Source organism: Prochlorococcus marinus XMU1404 (assembly GCF_017696175.1).
GTDB classification, from domain to species: Bacteria; Cyanobacteriota; Cyanobacteriia; order PCC-6307; family Cyanobiaceae; genus Prochlorococcus_A; species Prochlorococcus_A marinus_X.
On record NZ_JAAORE010000001.1, the window covers coordinates 258,261 to 272,843 of the forward strand.

15 protein-coding genes and 1 tRNA gene are annotated in these 14,583 nt (G+C 31.0%); 8 read left to right on the top strand and 8 right to left on the bottom strand.

Annotation, left to right across the window (positions count from 1 at the left end; translation table 11 throughout):
• Nucleotides 1–147 precede the first annotated feature (147 nt).
• Nucleotides 148–1,284 carry a sensor histidine kinase gene (locus HA144_RS01400; protein WP_209041791.1) on the top strand — a complete coding sequence of 379 codons (1,137 nt, stop codon included), beginning with the start codon at nt 148–150 and terminating at the stop codon, nt 1,282–1,284.
• Here the strand turns inward: HA144_RS01400 and HA144_RS01405 are convergent.
• Nucleotides 1,262–2,011, bottom strand: coding sequence for an adenosylcobinamide-GDP ribazoletransferase (locus tag HA144_RS01405; protein WP_209042528.1), 750 nt, complete (start codon nt 2,009–2,011; stop codon nt 1,262–1,264). The two genes, HA144_RS01400 and HA144_RS01405, sit on opposite strands and share 23 nt — an antisense overlap.
• A gap of 89 nt (nt 2,012–2,100) precedes the next feature.
• Between HA144_RS01405 and tgt the strand changes: the two genes are divergently transcribed.
• Together tgt and HA144_RS01415 are read left to right on the top strand one after the other, a co-directional pair.
• The gene (tgt, locus tag HA144_RS01410) at nt 2,101–3,219 is read left to right on the top strand and encodes a tRNA guanosine(34) transglycosylase Tgt (protein ID WP_209041793.1); all 1,119 of its coding nucleotides are present in this window, start codon (nt 2,101–2,103) and stop codon (nt 3,217–3,219) included.
• A 33-nt stretch (nt 3,220–3,252) separates the two neighbouring features.
• On the top strand, nt 3,253–3,393 hold the full coding sequence (locus HA144_RS01415; RefSeq protein ID WP_011375837.1) for a photosystem II reaction center protein K: 141 nt from the start codon (nt 3,253–3,255) through the stop codon (nt 3,391–3,393).
• A gap of 27 nt (nt 3,394–3,420) precedes the next feature.
• Here HA144_RS01415 and HA144_RS01420 read toward each other — a convergent pair whose 3' ends face one another.
• The 3 genes from HA144_RS01420 to HA144_RS01430 form a co-directional block, all read right to left on the bottom strand.
• On the bottom strand, nt 3,421–4,425 hold the full coding sequence (locus HA144_RS01420; RefSeq protein WP_209041794.1) for a Gfo/Idh/MocA family protein: 1,005 nt from the start codon (nt 4,423–4,425) through the stop codon (nt 3,421–3,423).
• Nucleotides 4,426–4,477: 52 nt separating this feature from the next.
• Nucleotides 4,478–5,746, bottom strand: coding sequence for a hemolysin family protein (locus tag HA144_RS01425; RefSeq protein ID WP_209041796.1), 1,269 nt, complete (start codon nt 5,744–5,746; stop codon nt 4,478–4,480).
• 18 nt (nt 5,747–5,764) lie between these two features.
• A tRNA-Ile gene (locus tag HA144_RS01430) sits at nt 5,765–5,837 on the bottom strand.
• Nucleotides 5,838–5,978: 141 nt separating this feature from the next.
• Between HA144_RS01430 and pyrE the strand changes: the two genes are divergently transcribed.
• On the top strand, nt 5,979–6,539 hold the full coding sequence (gene pyrE, locus HA144_RS01435; RefSeq protein ID WP_209041798.1) for an orotate phosphoribosyltransferase: 561 nt from the start codon (nt 5,979–5,981) through the stop codon (nt 6,537–6,539).
• A gap of 10 nt (nt 6,540–6,549) precedes the next feature.
• Nucleotides 6,550–7,386 carry a folate-binding protein YgfZ gene (locus HA144_RS01440; protein WP_209041800.1) on the top strand — a complete coding sequence of 279 codons (837 nt, stop codon included), beginning with the start codon at nt 6,550–6,552 and terminating at the stop codon, nt 7,384–7,386.
• Here HA144_RS01440 and HA144_RS01445 read toward each other — a convergent pair.
• Nucleotides 7,372–8,790 (bottom strand): TM0106 family RecB-like putative nuclease, encoded by a 1,419-nt coding sequence (locus tag HA144_RS01445; RefSeq protein WP_209041802.1) that lies wholly within the window; start codon nt 8,788–8,790, stop codon nt 7,372–7,374. The two genes, HA144_RS01440 and HA144_RS01445, sit on opposite strands and share 15 nt — an antisense overlap.
• Nucleotides 8,791–8,870: 80 nt before the next feature.
• Between HA144_RS01445 and HA144_RS01450 the strand changes: the two genes are divergently transcribed.
• Both HA144_RS01450 and rdgB read left to right on the top strand, forming a co-directional pair.
• The gene (locus tag HA144_RS01450) at nt 8,871–10,325 is read left to right on the top strand and encodes a phosphoglucomutase/phosphomannomutase family protein (RefSeq protein ID WP_209041804.1); all 1,455 of its coding nucleotides are present in this window, start codon (nt 8,871–8,873) and stop codon (nt 10,323–10,325) included.
• Between the two features lie 2 nt (nt 10,326–10,327).
• The gene (rdgB, locus tag HA144_RS01455; protein WP_209041806.1) at nt 10,328–10,903 is read left to right on the top strand and encodes an RdgB/HAM1 family non-canonical purine NTP pyrophosphatase; all 576 of its coding nucleotides are present in this window, start codon (nt 10,328–10,330) and stop codon (nt 10,901–10,903) included.
• Here the strand turns inward: rdgB and HA144_RS01460 are convergent.
• From HA144_RS01460 to fabI, 3 genes are all read right to left on the bottom strand, one after another.
• Entirely contained in the window at nt 10,900–12,390 is a 1,491-nt protein-coding gene (locus HA144_RS01460; protein WP_209041808.1) for a carotenoid oxygenase family protein, read from the bottom strand. The two genes, rdgB and HA144_RS01460, sit on opposite strands and share 4 nt — an antisense overlap.
• Nucleotides 12,391–12,461: 71 nt before the next feature.
• On the bottom strand, nt 12,462–13,067 hold the full coding sequence (gene hisB / locus HA144_RS01465; RefSeq protein WP_209041810.1) for an imidazoleglycerol-phosphate dehydratase HisB: 606 nt from the start codon (nt 13,065–13,067) through the stop codon (nt 12,462–12,464).
• 20 nt (nt 13,068–13,087) lie between these two features.
• Nucleotides 13,088–13,870, bottom strand: coding sequence for an enoyl-ACP reductase FabI (gene fabI / locus HA144_RS01470; RefSeq protein WP_209042530.1), 783 nt, complete (start codon nt 13,868–13,870; stop codon nt 13,088–13,090).
• Between the two features lie 106 nt (nt 13,871–13,976).
• On the opposite strand from fabI, the gene HA144_RS01475 reads away from it, so the two are divergent.
• Nucleotides 13,977–14,570 (top strand): thioredoxin family protein, encoded by a 594-nt coding sequence (locus tag HA144_RS01475; RefSeq protein ID WP_209041812.1) that lies wholly within the window; start codon nt 13,977–13,979, stop codon nt 14,568–14,570.
• Nucleotides 14,571–14,583: the final 13 nt, after the last annotated feature.

Here is a 14,583-nt window from a genome sequence, read left to right on the forward strand (position 1 = left end):
CCCTTATGTAGCTTAAAATATGATTAAATATTCATATTTAAGGCTGGCTAAAGTCAGACCTCTTTATATATCTTAATACTTTTTTCATATTTTACAAGCCCTTTTTCAAGTTTTTTTTTAAAAAAATTTCTCAAAATTTCATTAATTATGAATCTTTCAAAAAAATTTGAAGAATTAATTATAAAGCAGCTAGAGAGTTTTGGTTGCTCAATGGGTGTGACTAATTTAGTTATGTATCTTGCTTCAGCTAAGCAAGGAAGTAAAGCATCTTTTGAAATGATTGGTCAATGGCCACAAATTGATAGGCTACTTGCGTCAATAGAAGATGATCCTTCACTAAAAGTTTCATCTCCTAATAGAAGATGGTACCCTCTACAAGAAAACGATATTCTACTTGGTGTCCTAAGGGTAGAAACTAATTTAAAAGGAGGGAATTGGCCAGTATCTCTTGATTCTAGATTAAAAGCGCTTTCAATATCTTTAGCTAAATGCGTTTCTATCGAATTAGAACGTCAAAATAAAAATGAAGAAATCAATTATTTAAAAAATCAGGTCAATGTCATAATCCATCAATTAAGAAATCCATTGGCTGCTATTAGAACATATGCAAAATTACTAATAAAAAGACTTGGTTCAGATGATGACTCTATTGAAATAGTCGAACGCATGATAACAGAGCAAAAACAAATTAATCAATATATGGATTCTTTCGCAGAATTAAATTCAGCTATTCAACTGCCTCTAGAAATTGGAGAGGAAAGATTATTATTACCACCAAATTTAGATAATAAAAAGGTAATAACTGTTCAAAGTTTATTGAGGCCAATATTAGAGAGGGGTAAAGCTAATGCGGACTTAGAGAATAGAGATTGGACTGAACCTTCTATTTGGCCAGATTGGACTATTTCACCATTAAAGGCAAAATATGCTGTAATCGCGGAAATTGTGGCAAATTTATTAGAAAATGCCTTTAAATATGCCCAAAAAGATGCTGAGATTGGACTCGCAATTACAAGTAATGGACTTTGTATATTTGATGATGGTAAAAAAATTACTAAAAACGAGAACGAAAAAATTTTTGAAAAAGGTTTTAGAGGATCTGCCGCTAAGAAGAAGGACGGCACTGGTGTGGGACTTTTTTTGGCGAGAAAATTAGCTAAACAAATTGGGGGAGATTTGAGATTGCTGGAAAATAATACTATTGATAATACTGAAAAATTAAAAAATCTTAAGAAGAGAAATATTTTCTATTTAGAACTACCTATAAAAGAATTGCATGCATAAACAACATTGCAGTTTCAACTAGTACAACACTAGCACCACAGGCATCCCCATTGAAGCCTCCAATTTTATTACCCAGTATGTTTGGGATAGAATAGCTTAGAAAAAGACCAATCAAAATAAGAATTAAACATTTAATTAATATTGCTTGGGATGTAATTGAAAATAATTGGAATGCAATGAAAATTAAAAGAAAAATAAAGGAGATCAAAGATTCTTTTTTAAATCCATTCCAAAACTTTTTATGGCTAATAGATTTTTTCTTATGACTAATATATTTAAATTTTTCTATAAAAAATAAATTTGAAAATCTTCCCCAAAATAAGCATATAGGTAAAACAAAAATTATTAGGTTTTGAATTTTCAGTATACAAGCAATCTGCATTAAAGTGATAAAAACTAAAGCTTGAACGCCAAAGGAACCAACTTTACTGTCTTTCATGGCTTTTAAACGTTTCTTTTTGCCCGCAAAAATACCATCGAAAGTATCCATTAAGCCATCAATGTGTAGACCACCAGTAATTAAATATCCTGAAGCTAAACAAATTAATGCTGATGAATAAATAGACCAAGAGTTTTCTCTAAAAAATATAAAAATATAACTCTGTATTGTTCCAATAAAAAATCCCAAAAGCGGAGCAAATTGTGCAATATTTTTAAATTCGGGATTAATAAAAGGTATCTTTGGAAATGTCGTATAGAAAATCCAAGACCCTGCTAAATTTTTTATTAAATATTTTTTGATGAGATAAAAATAGATTCAGTATTAAATAATAGGGTACATTAATAAAAAAGGATAAAAAAATTTTATAATTAATCGTGTTTGAATTTAAGATTACATCTAATTGCATTAATACTGAGGCAAGAACTGGTATATTTCATACTCCAAATGGTCAAGTAAATACTCCAAGATTTATGCCTGTGGGTACTTTGGCCACGGTTAAAGGAATTTCATCTAATCAGTTAACCTCCACAGGATCAGAAATGATTCTTACAAATACCTTCCATCTTCATCTACAACCTGGAGAAAAACTAGTTAAAGAATCTGGAGGGATACATAAGTTTATGAATTGGCATAAACCTATCCTTACTGATTCAGGAGGATATCAAGTTTTTAGTTTGGCTAAATTAAATAATATTTCTGATAAAGGTGTGGAATTTAAAAATCCAAGAGATGGTCGTTATGTATTTTTAACACCTGAAAAAGTAATGCAGATTCAAATGGATCTTGGCTCTGATGTCGCGATGGCTTTTGATCATTGTCCTCCGCATACAGCTAACGAAAATGATATTGAGGACTCTTTACAAAGAACTCATTCATGGTTGCAAAAATGTGTTGAGACTCATCAGAAATCAGATCAAGCATTATTCGGAATAGTTCAAGGTGGTAAGTATCAGAAATTAAGAGAATATAGTGCAAAATTCACAAGTTCTTTTGATCTCCCTGGAATAGCGGTAGGAGGAGTCAGTGTTGGTGAAGCAGTCGAAGAAATACATGGTGTAATTAATTACATCCCGAAATTCTTACCAATAAATAAACCAAGATATTTAATGGGAATTGGCTCTTTAAGAGAAATTTCTTTAGCTGTTGCTAAAGGATTTGATATGTTTGACTGCGTTTTACCTACAAGACTTGGAAGACATGGGACTGCATTCTTTAATGATGAAAGATTGAATTTACGTAATGCTCGATTTAGAAATGACTTTTCTCCGATTGACAAAACTTGTACATGCGAAACATGTAAGTCCTATTCTCGTGCATATTTGCATCATCTAATTAGAAATGATGAAATATTAGGTCTCACCTTGATTAGTTTGCATAATATTGCTCATTTAATAAGATTTACAAATGCAATTTCTAATGCAATAAAAGATAATTGTTTTACAATTGATTTCGCTCCTTGGAAAACATCCTCTATTGCTCACCATACGTGGTAACGTCTTATCATAATTAATTAAATTATTAAAAAGGTGCTCATTCTATTTAATACATTCGCTGAATTGCCTGAAGCATACAAGGCTTTTGCTCCAACTGTTGATGTTCTTCCACTTATACCGTTATTTTTCTTTTTATTGGTTTTTGTCTGGCAAGCTGCAGTTGGATTTAAATAAAATTCTTTTTTTTTAAAATAATTTGTATTAGAAGGGGTTTTCAAGTAAAATCGCATCTCCAGAATTTTCTACAGCACTCTCTATAAAATCAGCTATTTTTAAAGCTCTTGAGGCTTGCTCACCATCTACCTCAGGTATTTCTTTGCCCTGAACGCATTTAAGAAAATGCTCCAATTCTGCATAAAGAGGTTCAATAGAAGTTGTGCTAACTTCTTCGACATATCCATCATTCCTATAAACTAACTCACCATGCTCTGCTGTGTAGGATTCATGAGACTTTCGATGGATTTGAAGAGAGTGATTTAAGAAATCAGTTTCTACTAGACTATTTTGGCAGTGAGCACTTAAGCTTCTAATCTTTTTGTGACTCATTTTGCTGGCAGTTAAGCTAGCTATAACATTATTTTTAAAAACTAAAGTAGCATTCACGTAATCTATTAATCCTTCGCTATTTCTGCCCCCAACAGCTGCTAATTTTTGTATTTTCGAGTTTACAAGCTCTAAAACAAGATCAATGTCATGGATCATTAAGTCCATCACTACAGAAACATCATTTGCTCTATCTGCATGAGGACTATGCCTCCTTGCTTCTAAAACAACAATTTCTTCATTATTTATTATTTTATTTAATTCTCTAAAAGCAGGATTAAATCTTTCAATATGACCAACTTGTAATAGACAATTACTTGCATTCGCTGCCTCTATTAAAGATTTTGCTTCTAACTCATTTGCTGCAATTGGTTTTTCAATTAGAACATTGATACCTTTTTTAAGACAATCTAGTCCTACTTTTTGATGAAGTAGTGTAGGGACAGCTATACAAATAGCATCAACTTTCGGAATTAAGTCCTTAAAGTCTTTGAACCATTCGCATTGAAATTGCTCAATAGCTAACTTACCTCTCTCTTCGTTTGGGTCTGCAACTCCAATGAGATTAGCATCTTTGAGTAAACTGAGAACTCGAGCATGATGCCATCCCATATTTCCAATACCTATGACTCCAACCTTTACGGGTGATGAGGTTGGTTGCATAACTTTAAATCCTTATTGTTTAAGTATCATTATCCTCTATAAGAAGCCAAATTTAGCTTTTAGGAAGAATTATTTTAACACGATCAATTTTAGGGCCTGACATAGAAATAACTTCAAATTTAATATTATCAAAATCTAAAACGTCGCCAATTTTTGGAACCATTTGAAATTTTTCTAGCAGAAATCCAGCAAGGGTATAGTAGTCTGCACCTTCTGGAATTGAACAATTTAACTTTTTATTAATATCTATAATTTCTGATTTTCCAGCTATTGACCATTTTCTAGAGAAATTATCTAACATTTTCATATCTGCATAGATTCTACTATTGAGCATTTCCTCTCCAACTATTTCTCCATTTAGATCAGCTGCAGTTATGAGACCTTCTGTTCCACCATGTTCATCAACTACTAGTAAGAAAGGATTGTATTCCCTGACAATTGGTAATATTTCTGCTAAGGAACTTGTTTCTATTATTTTTGTCACTGGCAAAAGAAAAGGCTCCAATAATGTATGGGCATCCATTTCTCCCTTAGATATTGGCTTAGCTAAATAACGCAAATCTAATACACCTAATACATCATCTAGAGACTCGTCAATTACAAAGAAGCGTGCATGTCTAGTTTCGTCTACTTTTTTCATGAGTTCTGAAAAAGTTATGTTCTTGGGTAAAGTTACCATTTCAGATCTTGGAATCATTACTTCTTTTACTTGTGTATCTTTTAAAGCAAAAACTCCTTCAAGAATATTCTTCTCATCTGGCTTTAAACCTGTAACATTATCTGTTTCTATAAGAGTCTCTAATTCGCTTGCTGATAAACCTGAATTTAAAGAATCCCATTTGTTATTTAAATTGAATAAACCCAAACAGGCGCTGGCAAAGAATTCGATTATCGTAATTATAGGTTGCATACCTTTTCTTACGGCATTGAATATTGTGGTTAACCTTAATGCAGCAGATTCTGGATTATTAATTACTAGGGCCTTAGGAATTAGTCCAGAGATAAGAGTAACTACTAAAACAACAAATAAAAATAGCAGAAGATCATAAAATCTATTTGGCAATATATTTATTTTCCAGTAATCATTCGCAATGCTATTGCTGAGCCATCCGATAGCAATTAATGAAATTGTTACTCCAAATTGTGAAGCAATTAAGGAAGATCTAAATCTTTTTTGAATTTTAAGAATTGCAAATGCTCCTTTCTTTTTTTCTTCTATTAGCCTTAAAACTTTGCTTGGCCTTATTAACAAAAAAGAGAGTTCACTTGCTGCGAAAAAAGCTGGGAAAAATAAAATAAATAAAAGTAGTGTTATTTTCATTCAATGACAAATGAATAATGGGGGTGGCGAGGATCGAACTCGCCTTAGCCAAATTATGAGTTTGGTGCATTCACCAGATTGCTACACCCCCCAAGGAGTTTCTGTAAGTTTAATTACATTGAATTTAAATATACAATATAAAAATAATATTTCAAAAACCACCTCATTTGGAAGTTTTTGTGAGATTTCTTTTTTTTCTTCTAATCTTTAAATATAAATTTAACTTTTACTAATGGGCAAATTTTCGGATAAGTATGATTTAAATAAAGCAAAATTGTTAAAACAGTTAATTGAAAAATCTTATAAGAAAGGAAACTTCACTTTATCTTCAGGAAAAAAAAGCAGTCATTACTTGAACTGTAAACCAGTGTCATTAAATGGCGAAGGCTTAAACTTAATAAGTGATTTATTTCTAGAGTTAAAGGACTCAAGGTCAAAAGCTGTAGCAGGATTGACATTAGGTGCAGACCCTATAGTAAGTGGATTAATTGTCAAAGCAGCTTTGCATGGCCTAGACCTTGATGGTTTAATAATTCGAAAAGAAATAAAGAAATACGGTACCAAAGCTGGAATAGAGGGCCCTACATTAGAAGAAGGAACTTTGGTAACTGTTTTAGAGGATGTCGTTACAACTGCTGGTTCAGTGATAAAAGCTATAAAAAAGTTACGTGAAAATAATTATGTTGTTGAGGAAGTTTTATCTATAGTTGATAGGCAAGAAGGGGGATTAGAAGCCCTTGAAGATGAAAATATTAAATTAAAGAGTCTTTTTACAATAAAAGACTTTTTATAATCATTTAAAAATGCAAGATATAAAAAAAAAGTTTTGGCTTGAAAAATTTGATTGTTTTTCTATTACTGGAAAAGATGCCAGAAAATTTTTGAATGGGATAACAACTAGTAATATTCTTAATTCACAAAATGAAGTTATCAAAACTTGTTGGTTAACTCCAAATGGAGTTTTAAGGTCATTAATTGAAATTATTTTTTTAGAAAGAAATTTAGAAGTAATTATCTTGGCGGGTAACACTAATGAAATAATTGATTACTTTAATCAAATTATTTTTCCAGCGGACGATGTACTTCTAAGTAAACCCTTCTTGATAAATAGAATTCAGGAAATTGATGAATTTAGTTCATGGAGAACTTACCAGCCTATTTTCTTCAAAACAGAAGATAAAGAATTTGAAATATATAAAAATAAACTAAATTTACTAAATCCCAATGATTTAAAAATTTGGAAGATTAATCAGGCAATACCCTCATTAGAAATCGAAATAAACGGAAAAAATAATCCTCTTGAGCTTGGTTTAAAAGATCTTATAGATTTTGATAAAGGTTGTTATTTAGGACAAGAAACAATGTCAAAAATAAAAAATGTTTCTTCTTTAAAACAGGAAATAAGAATTTGGAATTCAATTGAATCTAATTTGAATTTAGACGTAGAAGATAAAAATTTATATATAAATTCTGCAAAGGATATTTCTGTAGGGAAAATCACTAGTTTTTTTAAATCAGATTCTCAAATAAAAGGTTTAGCAATGATAAAAAGAAAATATTTAGAGGAAGGAAGTTATTTTTTTTCAGAAATTTTTGGAAAAATTATTATTAATAAATCTGTAGGATCAATTTTTCTTTAATTGATTTTTGATTAAATATTCTGCAATTTGTAGAGTAGCCAAACAATCATCTTTGTTATATTGGATAATTTTTTTTAAAAATATTTCGTTTTCTGTAATTTGATATTGAATCCACCAATAAAGGGCTTTCGAGCCACTTACATTCTTCTGCATCCATTCAAATCCAAGCCAATTAGAAACAGTTTTTAGGCCATAGTTTTTTAGTGGTAATATCCAAGACTTTCGTATTAAGGTATGTAAGTCTATAAATCTTGAGGCAAGTGAATCAATTTCTTCAAAACTAAAATTTAGGTTTTTAGCAATATTAATTATTGCTATCTTTTCAGTTTCTCCGTAATGTAAAACTGGCAATTCCTTCTGTAAAAAAAGTATTTCAATAATTTTCCTGTAAGATTCTCCTTTATTGTTTTTGAGATTCAAAATTGGTTTATAATTATGATCTTCTTTTTTTGTATACAAATTATTTATTTTTAAAAAACCATATAAAAAGTCATGCTTATCATCTGGATTTGACTCAATATCAAATATATAAAATCCCGAACATGTTTTTTCTAGTAGATCGCTGGTAGCATTTTTATTGGAAATGCGATATGGTTCCCCAGAAATATAAGCTTGTGCTTGCTTTATAAATACGGACGCTTTTTCATAATTTTGATCATTGAATTTAGATAATTTTTCTCCAAGTTTTTTTTCGCTATACGAAGCTAATGTTTGGGTATTAGATATTCCATTTGTTATAAGTAATGATGCCGTTTTGGAGCCTATTCCATCTATATCTGTTAGATATCCATTTTCTTTTGCTTCTTTGTCACAAAATTTTTGCCATGAACAAATAGTACATTTTTTTCTATCTTGAGTTATTTCTGGCATGAATCCCTCCAAGCATTCATTCAAACTTAATAAAACATTTAAAACTTTTTTTCTTAATTTTTTATTTAAATAAATTTCTTCAACATTAACTTTTTTATCAAAACTTGAAATTACTAATCCTTTCTCAATTTTAGATTCTTGAAAAGATTCCAACAGCATAGAACTAAAAGCTAAGTCGAATAAATGTTCTTTAGTGGTTTTCTTGCCTAACTTATAAACAGCAGGTAAATATTTATATTGTCCCCATTTACTTTTACCTTTAGTCTTTACAAGTAATTGTGGACGTATCTCTGCGTTAATATTTTGGAAAAGATCCCCTTTTACTTTTAATCCAATTACCCCTTGATAACCATTTTCACAGCCTTTTAATCCTGTATATATTTCACTATTACAAAATTCAGAGAAAATTTGAAACTGATTAATTTTATCTATAGCTTTATGGGGAGACCAAACTTCATAAGATTTTTTACCCTTATAATCTAGCCATGCTTTTCTTTTACATCTTGTAAAACTTTTTAAATGAAGAGAATTCAAATTATTATTTAAGAGCGGTTTTAAAATTTACTCATATAAATTAGTATAGATAATTAGAAGAAATCAAGGAAATTTTAAATTTGACAGCTGATAAATTAGATAAGATAAAATTTGGAACTGATGGGTGGAGAGGAATTATTGGATTTGATTTTAATTTATCCAATCTTTCAAGAGTTGTAGTTGCTGCATGCCAGGAATTACATTATCAATACTATAAAGAAGTTAATTCAAAGAAAATTATTATTGGATATGACCGTAGATTTATGGCTTGTGAATTTGCCAAGCAAATAGTGCCTTTTGTAAGAGGATGTGGTTTCGAACCGATCTTATCTGATAGCTTTGTTACAACACCCTCTTGTAGTTTCTATGCCAAAGAAGTCGGTTGTCTTGGAGCGTTAGTTATTACAGCAAGTCATAATCCATATAATTGGCTAGGTCTAAAAATAAAGAGCTTTAATGGATGTTCTGTTGATGAATCTTTTACAAGTGAAGTTGAAAAAAGATTAATGTTTGGAAATTCAATTGAAAAAATAGATGGTGTTAATCAATTGGTAGATATTAAGAAATTTCATTTAGATAGAATTAAATCCCTTTTTGATATTGACTTTATTTCCAATAGATTGAAAAAAATGAAATTGAGAATTTTTGTTGATTCTATGCATGGTTCAGCTGCAAATTGTATGGCTGATATTTTTGCTTCTAATGATTTAAAAGTTATTTCTGAAATTAGGAAAGATGCTGATCCTTTTTTTGGAGGAAAACCTCCTGAACCTCTTTTAAATTATGCAGATGATCTAAATCAAATACTAATGAAAAATTCAACAAATGAAGTGAAAACTCTAGGAATTATATTTGATGGTGATGGTGATAGAATCGCGGCAATTGATGAAAAAGGAAGATACTCTAGTACTCAAGATTTACTCCCATACTTTATTAGCTATTTGGGCGAAATTAAAAATAATTCTTATCCAGTTTTAAAGACTGTTAGTGGTTCAGATATTATTAAAAATATATCAGAGAGTCAAAATAGAGAAGTTTTTGAACTTCCAGTTGGCTTTAAATATATTGCTGAAAAAATGATTAAAGAGAAAATATTTATTGGAGGAGAGGAATCTGGGGGTGTTGGTTTTGGTGACTTTATGCCTGAAAGAGATGCTATATATGCAGCGATGGTTTTATTAAATGGAATTGCTGAAAAATCTCAATATTTATATGAAACCTTAGATGAAATTCAAGCAGATTTTGGGCCAAGTTTTTATAAAAGAATTGATATTAAATTTCCAAATCAGTCAGAAAAAAATAATGTAAAAGAATTTATCATAGATAATATTCCTGAGAATATTAATAATCACAAGTTAAAAAGTTTCTCAAAGATTGATGGAATAAAGTTGAGAATTGATAAAAATTTTTGGCTCCTTTTTAGGTTTTCAGGAACGGAACCTCTTTTAAGGTTATATTGTGAAGCACCAAAAGAATCTTATTTAGATGAATTATTAGAATGGGGTCAATTATTTATAAATTTGGCAGGAAAATAAGGATGAAAAAATTATATTTAGCGAGTAAGAATAAAGGTAAAATTGAAGAATATAAGAAATTGCTTGCTGGAGTTACTTGTAAATTATTACTCCAGCCAGAATCATTAGAAGTTGAAGAGGATGGACTGACATTTAGAGATAATGCAATTAAAAAAGCGAGTGTAGTTTCGAGAAAAACAAATAATTTCTCAATAGCAGATGATTCAGGAATTTGTATTGAAGCACTAGATGGTAAGCCTGGCATTTACTCATCTAGATATGCAGAAAATGATCAGAAGAGAATTGAACGAGTTTTAAAAGAACTTGATGGAGTTCAAAATAGAAGTGCTTTCTTTATTGCCAATATTTGTGTTTGTTCTCCAAATGGTGAAGTGATTATTGAATCTGAAGCCAAATGTCATGGCAAAATTATTTTAAACCCGAGAGGAAAAGGTGGTTTTGGATATGACCCAATTTTTGAGGAGAGTTCTACCAGATTAACTTTCGCAGAAATGAATAATGATATTAAAGACTCTTGTAGTCATAGAGGTAAAGCATTAAAAAAAATTATTCCAGATTTAATTGAAATTTTTTCTTAAATGCAATTAACCCAAGATCCATGAAGGCCATGAGGAATTGAAATGGGTAATTCATAAACAGCTAATTCTTTTAAGTCTTTTGCGTCTAATATCGCTAAATCGCTTCCTCTTCTTTCTCCGTTCCATATAAGTATAAATAAAAATCCCTCATCTTCTTTTGAAGAGTTTTCTGATGGAACCATAATTGGTTCACTTACGAATCCACTTGGACCAGCTGACCAAAAAATCTCTTCTTTGGAAGTTAAATTTATTTTTTTTATTGCTTGAAGTGGAGCGTTCCCCAGCTTTTGAGAGGTGCTTGCCATCCAACTAAAAGTTGCTGTTAATCCTAAGTTTTTAGGATTAACAACAGCAAATTCACAACATTGTTCACTTAAAGTTTCGAGTACACTAGTTTTTTTCTTTAAATCGATAATTGATCTTTTCAGTTTTCCTTCTGGATATTTATCAAAGTCGATATCCCTAAAATTTTCGTCTGGACCAACTGATGGGAAATCATCATAAAAAATACTATCTAATATGATTTTGGAATCTTTTTCAAATGCATTTACATGATGAAAAACGAATCCTTCTGGAGCATCTATTGTTAACGGTGGCTGACCTCTAAATAATCCACTTTCTCTGGGAATGATAAAAAACTTTGCCTTTTTATTTGGGTTTGACTTTAGACATTGTGCTGCTCCTCTTTGACCCATTACAAATGGAAGAGGATTGAAATCAATAGCATTCTGTAGAAATATTGCCCAATTAGTTGTAATTGCGAAATCATGAAGGAATGCAAAGCCATTAAAAGTATCTTTTCTGTCGAAAATGAGCTCTCCAGAATTTCTACCAGCATTATTAAATTCCATTAATCTAATAGTACTTTTTGGGCCGGTTTGAACTCCAAAAGTGACTAAAAGTTCTGAAGATGCATTTGAGTTTAGGTCTGTTTTGGGATGTGCACTGAATGCTTCGTTAGGCCTGAGTACCCCTTTTAATGTTGTTAAACCAATAGTGTCAAGACTATCAGGATCCATTGCATGTGGACCGGCTGCTTCCCATAACGCGAGAATTTCATCTCCTAATTTAACAACATGAGTATTAGCGATATTCTTGAATTTTAGATCTAATGCATTATTTAAAATCCCTCCATTTTTTTGAGTCCCAAAAACACCTCTATAAATAAACTGATTTATTTTTTCTTCTTCCAAATATCCTTTAGTTTTAACAAATCTATTTGTTAAGAATGGCTGACCATTTTCGAATTTTATGGATGTTATCATTCCATCTCCATCAAATGGATGATGAACCCATTGTCCACCTCTCTCTAATATTCCTGGTCCATTTCTTAATAATGTTCCATTCAAATTTTTAATATTATTACCTTTGCTAATTTTTAGAGGTTCCTTGGTTAGCTCCTTTTCTACATTTTGATACGCACTTGACCAATCTTCTTTTTTAAAACTTTTAAATTTATCAATTTTTTTATCTTGTAAATTAGTCACAACAAAATAACAACTTTTTCTATCTTCGCCAAAAATCAACTAAATTGTGGCTAATTAGAAAAAATTCCTATTTATTGATTTTCCAGCATTCCTTTACTGCTTGGAATTGAATTAGATCTTCTTAGATCTATTTCGGTAGCCATTCTCATTGCTCGTGAAAAAGCTTTAAAGCAAGCCTCAACTATATGATGTGAATTGCTACCTCTTATTTGATTAATATGCAGAGTAATACCACTGTTATTTACAAATGCGATAAAAAACTCTTTTACTAGTTCAGTATCATAATTGCCAATTCTAGGAGCTTTTAATTGAAGATCGTAAGATAGATGTGGTCTGCCGGAACAGTCCAAAGTAACTTGAACTAATGCTTCATCTAATGGGGCAAAGAAATGTCCAAATCTACTGATTCCTTTTCTTTCTCCCAAGGCTTTTGAAAATGCTTTGCCTAACGCGATTCCTACATCTTCATTTGTATGATGATCATCAATATGGGTATCTCCAATTGCTTTTATTTTTAAATCGAATAAACCATGACTGGATATTTGATGAAGCATATGATCTAAGAATGGTATCCCGGTTTCAATTTCGGAAATCCCATTCCCATCTAAGTTTATAAATACAGAAATATCTGTTTCATTCGTTTTTCTTTTTATTTCAGATTGCCTTAGAGATGACATTTTTATGCAAAAAATTTAGTTTACATTCCATTAATGCAGTAACCCGCATCAACATAAATTGTTTGGCCTGAAATGCCGCTAGAGAGATCACTTAATAAAAAAGCAGCAGTATTACCTACTTCCGTTTGAGTGACTGTTCTGCGTAAAGGAGCCTTTTCTTCAACATTGTGAATCATATCTAAAATGCCACCTATGGCAGAACTAGCAAGTGTTCTTATAGGTCCAGCACTTATTGCATTGACTCGGACTTGTTTTTCGGGCCCAAGTTCTGCAGAAAGATATCTTACTGAAGCTTCTAAAGCTGCTTTTGCAACTCCCATTACGTTGTAGTTAGGGATCGCCCTCTCTGATCCTAAATAAGTTAATGAGACAACGCCAGCACCATCACTAAAAAGTGGCTTTGCTGCTTTACATAAAGGTGCTAACGAATACGCACTTATATTAAGAGCCCTATCAAAACCCTCTGAAGTGGTAGCACTATAATCTCCAATCAATTCATCGCGTCCTGCAAATGCAAGGCAGTGAACTAATCCGTCAATTTGCCCCCAATTGTCTTTTATATTTTTAAAGATTTCTTCAATTTGAGCTGGATTTTGAACATCAAGAGGCAAAAATAAGGATGGGTTTAACGGTTCAGTTAGTTCTCTAACTTTAGATTCGAATCTTCCCTTATCATCAGGCAAATATGTGATTCCAAGTTCTGCGCCAGCTTTTGATAGTTGTTGAGCAATACCCCATGCTATTGAACGGTTATTGGCAATTCCTGTAACAAGAATTCTTTTGCCAGATAGATTTAGAAGCATTTTGTTTATTATTTCTATATATTCTCCTATATCAAAGTACCTATCTTTACGGATTACTGCAAAATATACAATAATTTTCAAATATCAAAAAATATTTAACTTAAATATGGTCAAAACAAATTCTATGGTTTTGGAATTAGGTTTTCAATTACCTAATTTCGAAATGTTAAATGCTAATTCTTCTAATAATCAATATTTTAATTCTCATAATCTAGATAATCGGCATTTACTTTTAATGTTTATTTGTGCCCATTGTCCATTTGTTAAATATATTGAGAATCAAATTTTCACCTTAAGTAAAGAAATTGAAAATACAGTTCAAACAGTTGCAATTTCTAGTAATGATATTGTCACACATCCTTCAGATTCTCCTGAAAATTTGAGATTACAAGCACAATCACAGGGATGGAGTTTTCCTTATCTATATGATGAAAATCAAAATTTTGCTAAGGAATTAAAAGCGGCTTGCACCCCTGATTTTTATCTTTTCTCAAATGAAGGAGATGGTGATTTTTTATTGTTTTATCATGGCCAATTAGACGATAGTAGACCAGGTAATAATATCCCTATGTCTGGAAAAGATTTGCGCTCTGCTATAAAAGATTTGAATCAAGATAATTCTTATCCTTCAAATCAGATGCCTTCTTTAGGTTGTAATATAAAATGGACTCCTGGTAAAGAACCGAGTTGGTTTAAATGAATTAAATTTTTTT

Coding starts and splice junctions, on each gene's coding strand:
- HA144_RS01400 (WP_209041791.1), top strand. CDS start 148: ATGAATCTTTCAAAAAAATTTGAAGAATTAATTATAAAGCAGCTAGAG.
- HA144_RS01420 (WP_209041794.1), bottom strand. CDS start 4,425: ATGCAACCAACCTCATCACCCGTAAAGGTTGGAGTCATAGGTATTGGA.
- HA144_RS01425 (WP_209041796.1), bottom strand. CDS start 5,746: ATGAAAATAACACTACTTTTATTTATTTTATTTTTCCCAGCTTTTTTC.
- pyrE (WP_209041798.1), top strand. CDS start 5,979: ATGGGCAAATTTTCGGATAAGTATGATTTAAATAAAGCAAAATTGTTA.
- HA144_RS01440 (WP_209041800.1), top strand. CDS start 6,550: ATGCAAGATATAAAAAAAAAGTTTTGGCTTGAAAAATTTGATTGTTTT.
- rdgB (WP_209041806.1), top strand. CDS start 10,328: ATGAAAAAATTATATTTAGCGAGTAAGAATAAAGGTAAAATTGAAGAA.
- hisB (WP_209041810.1), bottom strand. CDS start 13,067: ATGTCATCTCTAAGGCAATCTGAAATAAAAAGAAAAACGAATGAAACA.
- fabI (WP_209042530.1), bottom strand. CDS start 13,870: ATGCTTCTAAATCTATCTGGCAAAAGAATTCTTGTTACAGGAATTGCC.
- HA144_RS01475 (WP_209041812.1), top strand. CDS start 13,977: ATGGTCAAAACAAATTCTATGGTTTTGGAATTAGGTTTTCAATTACCT.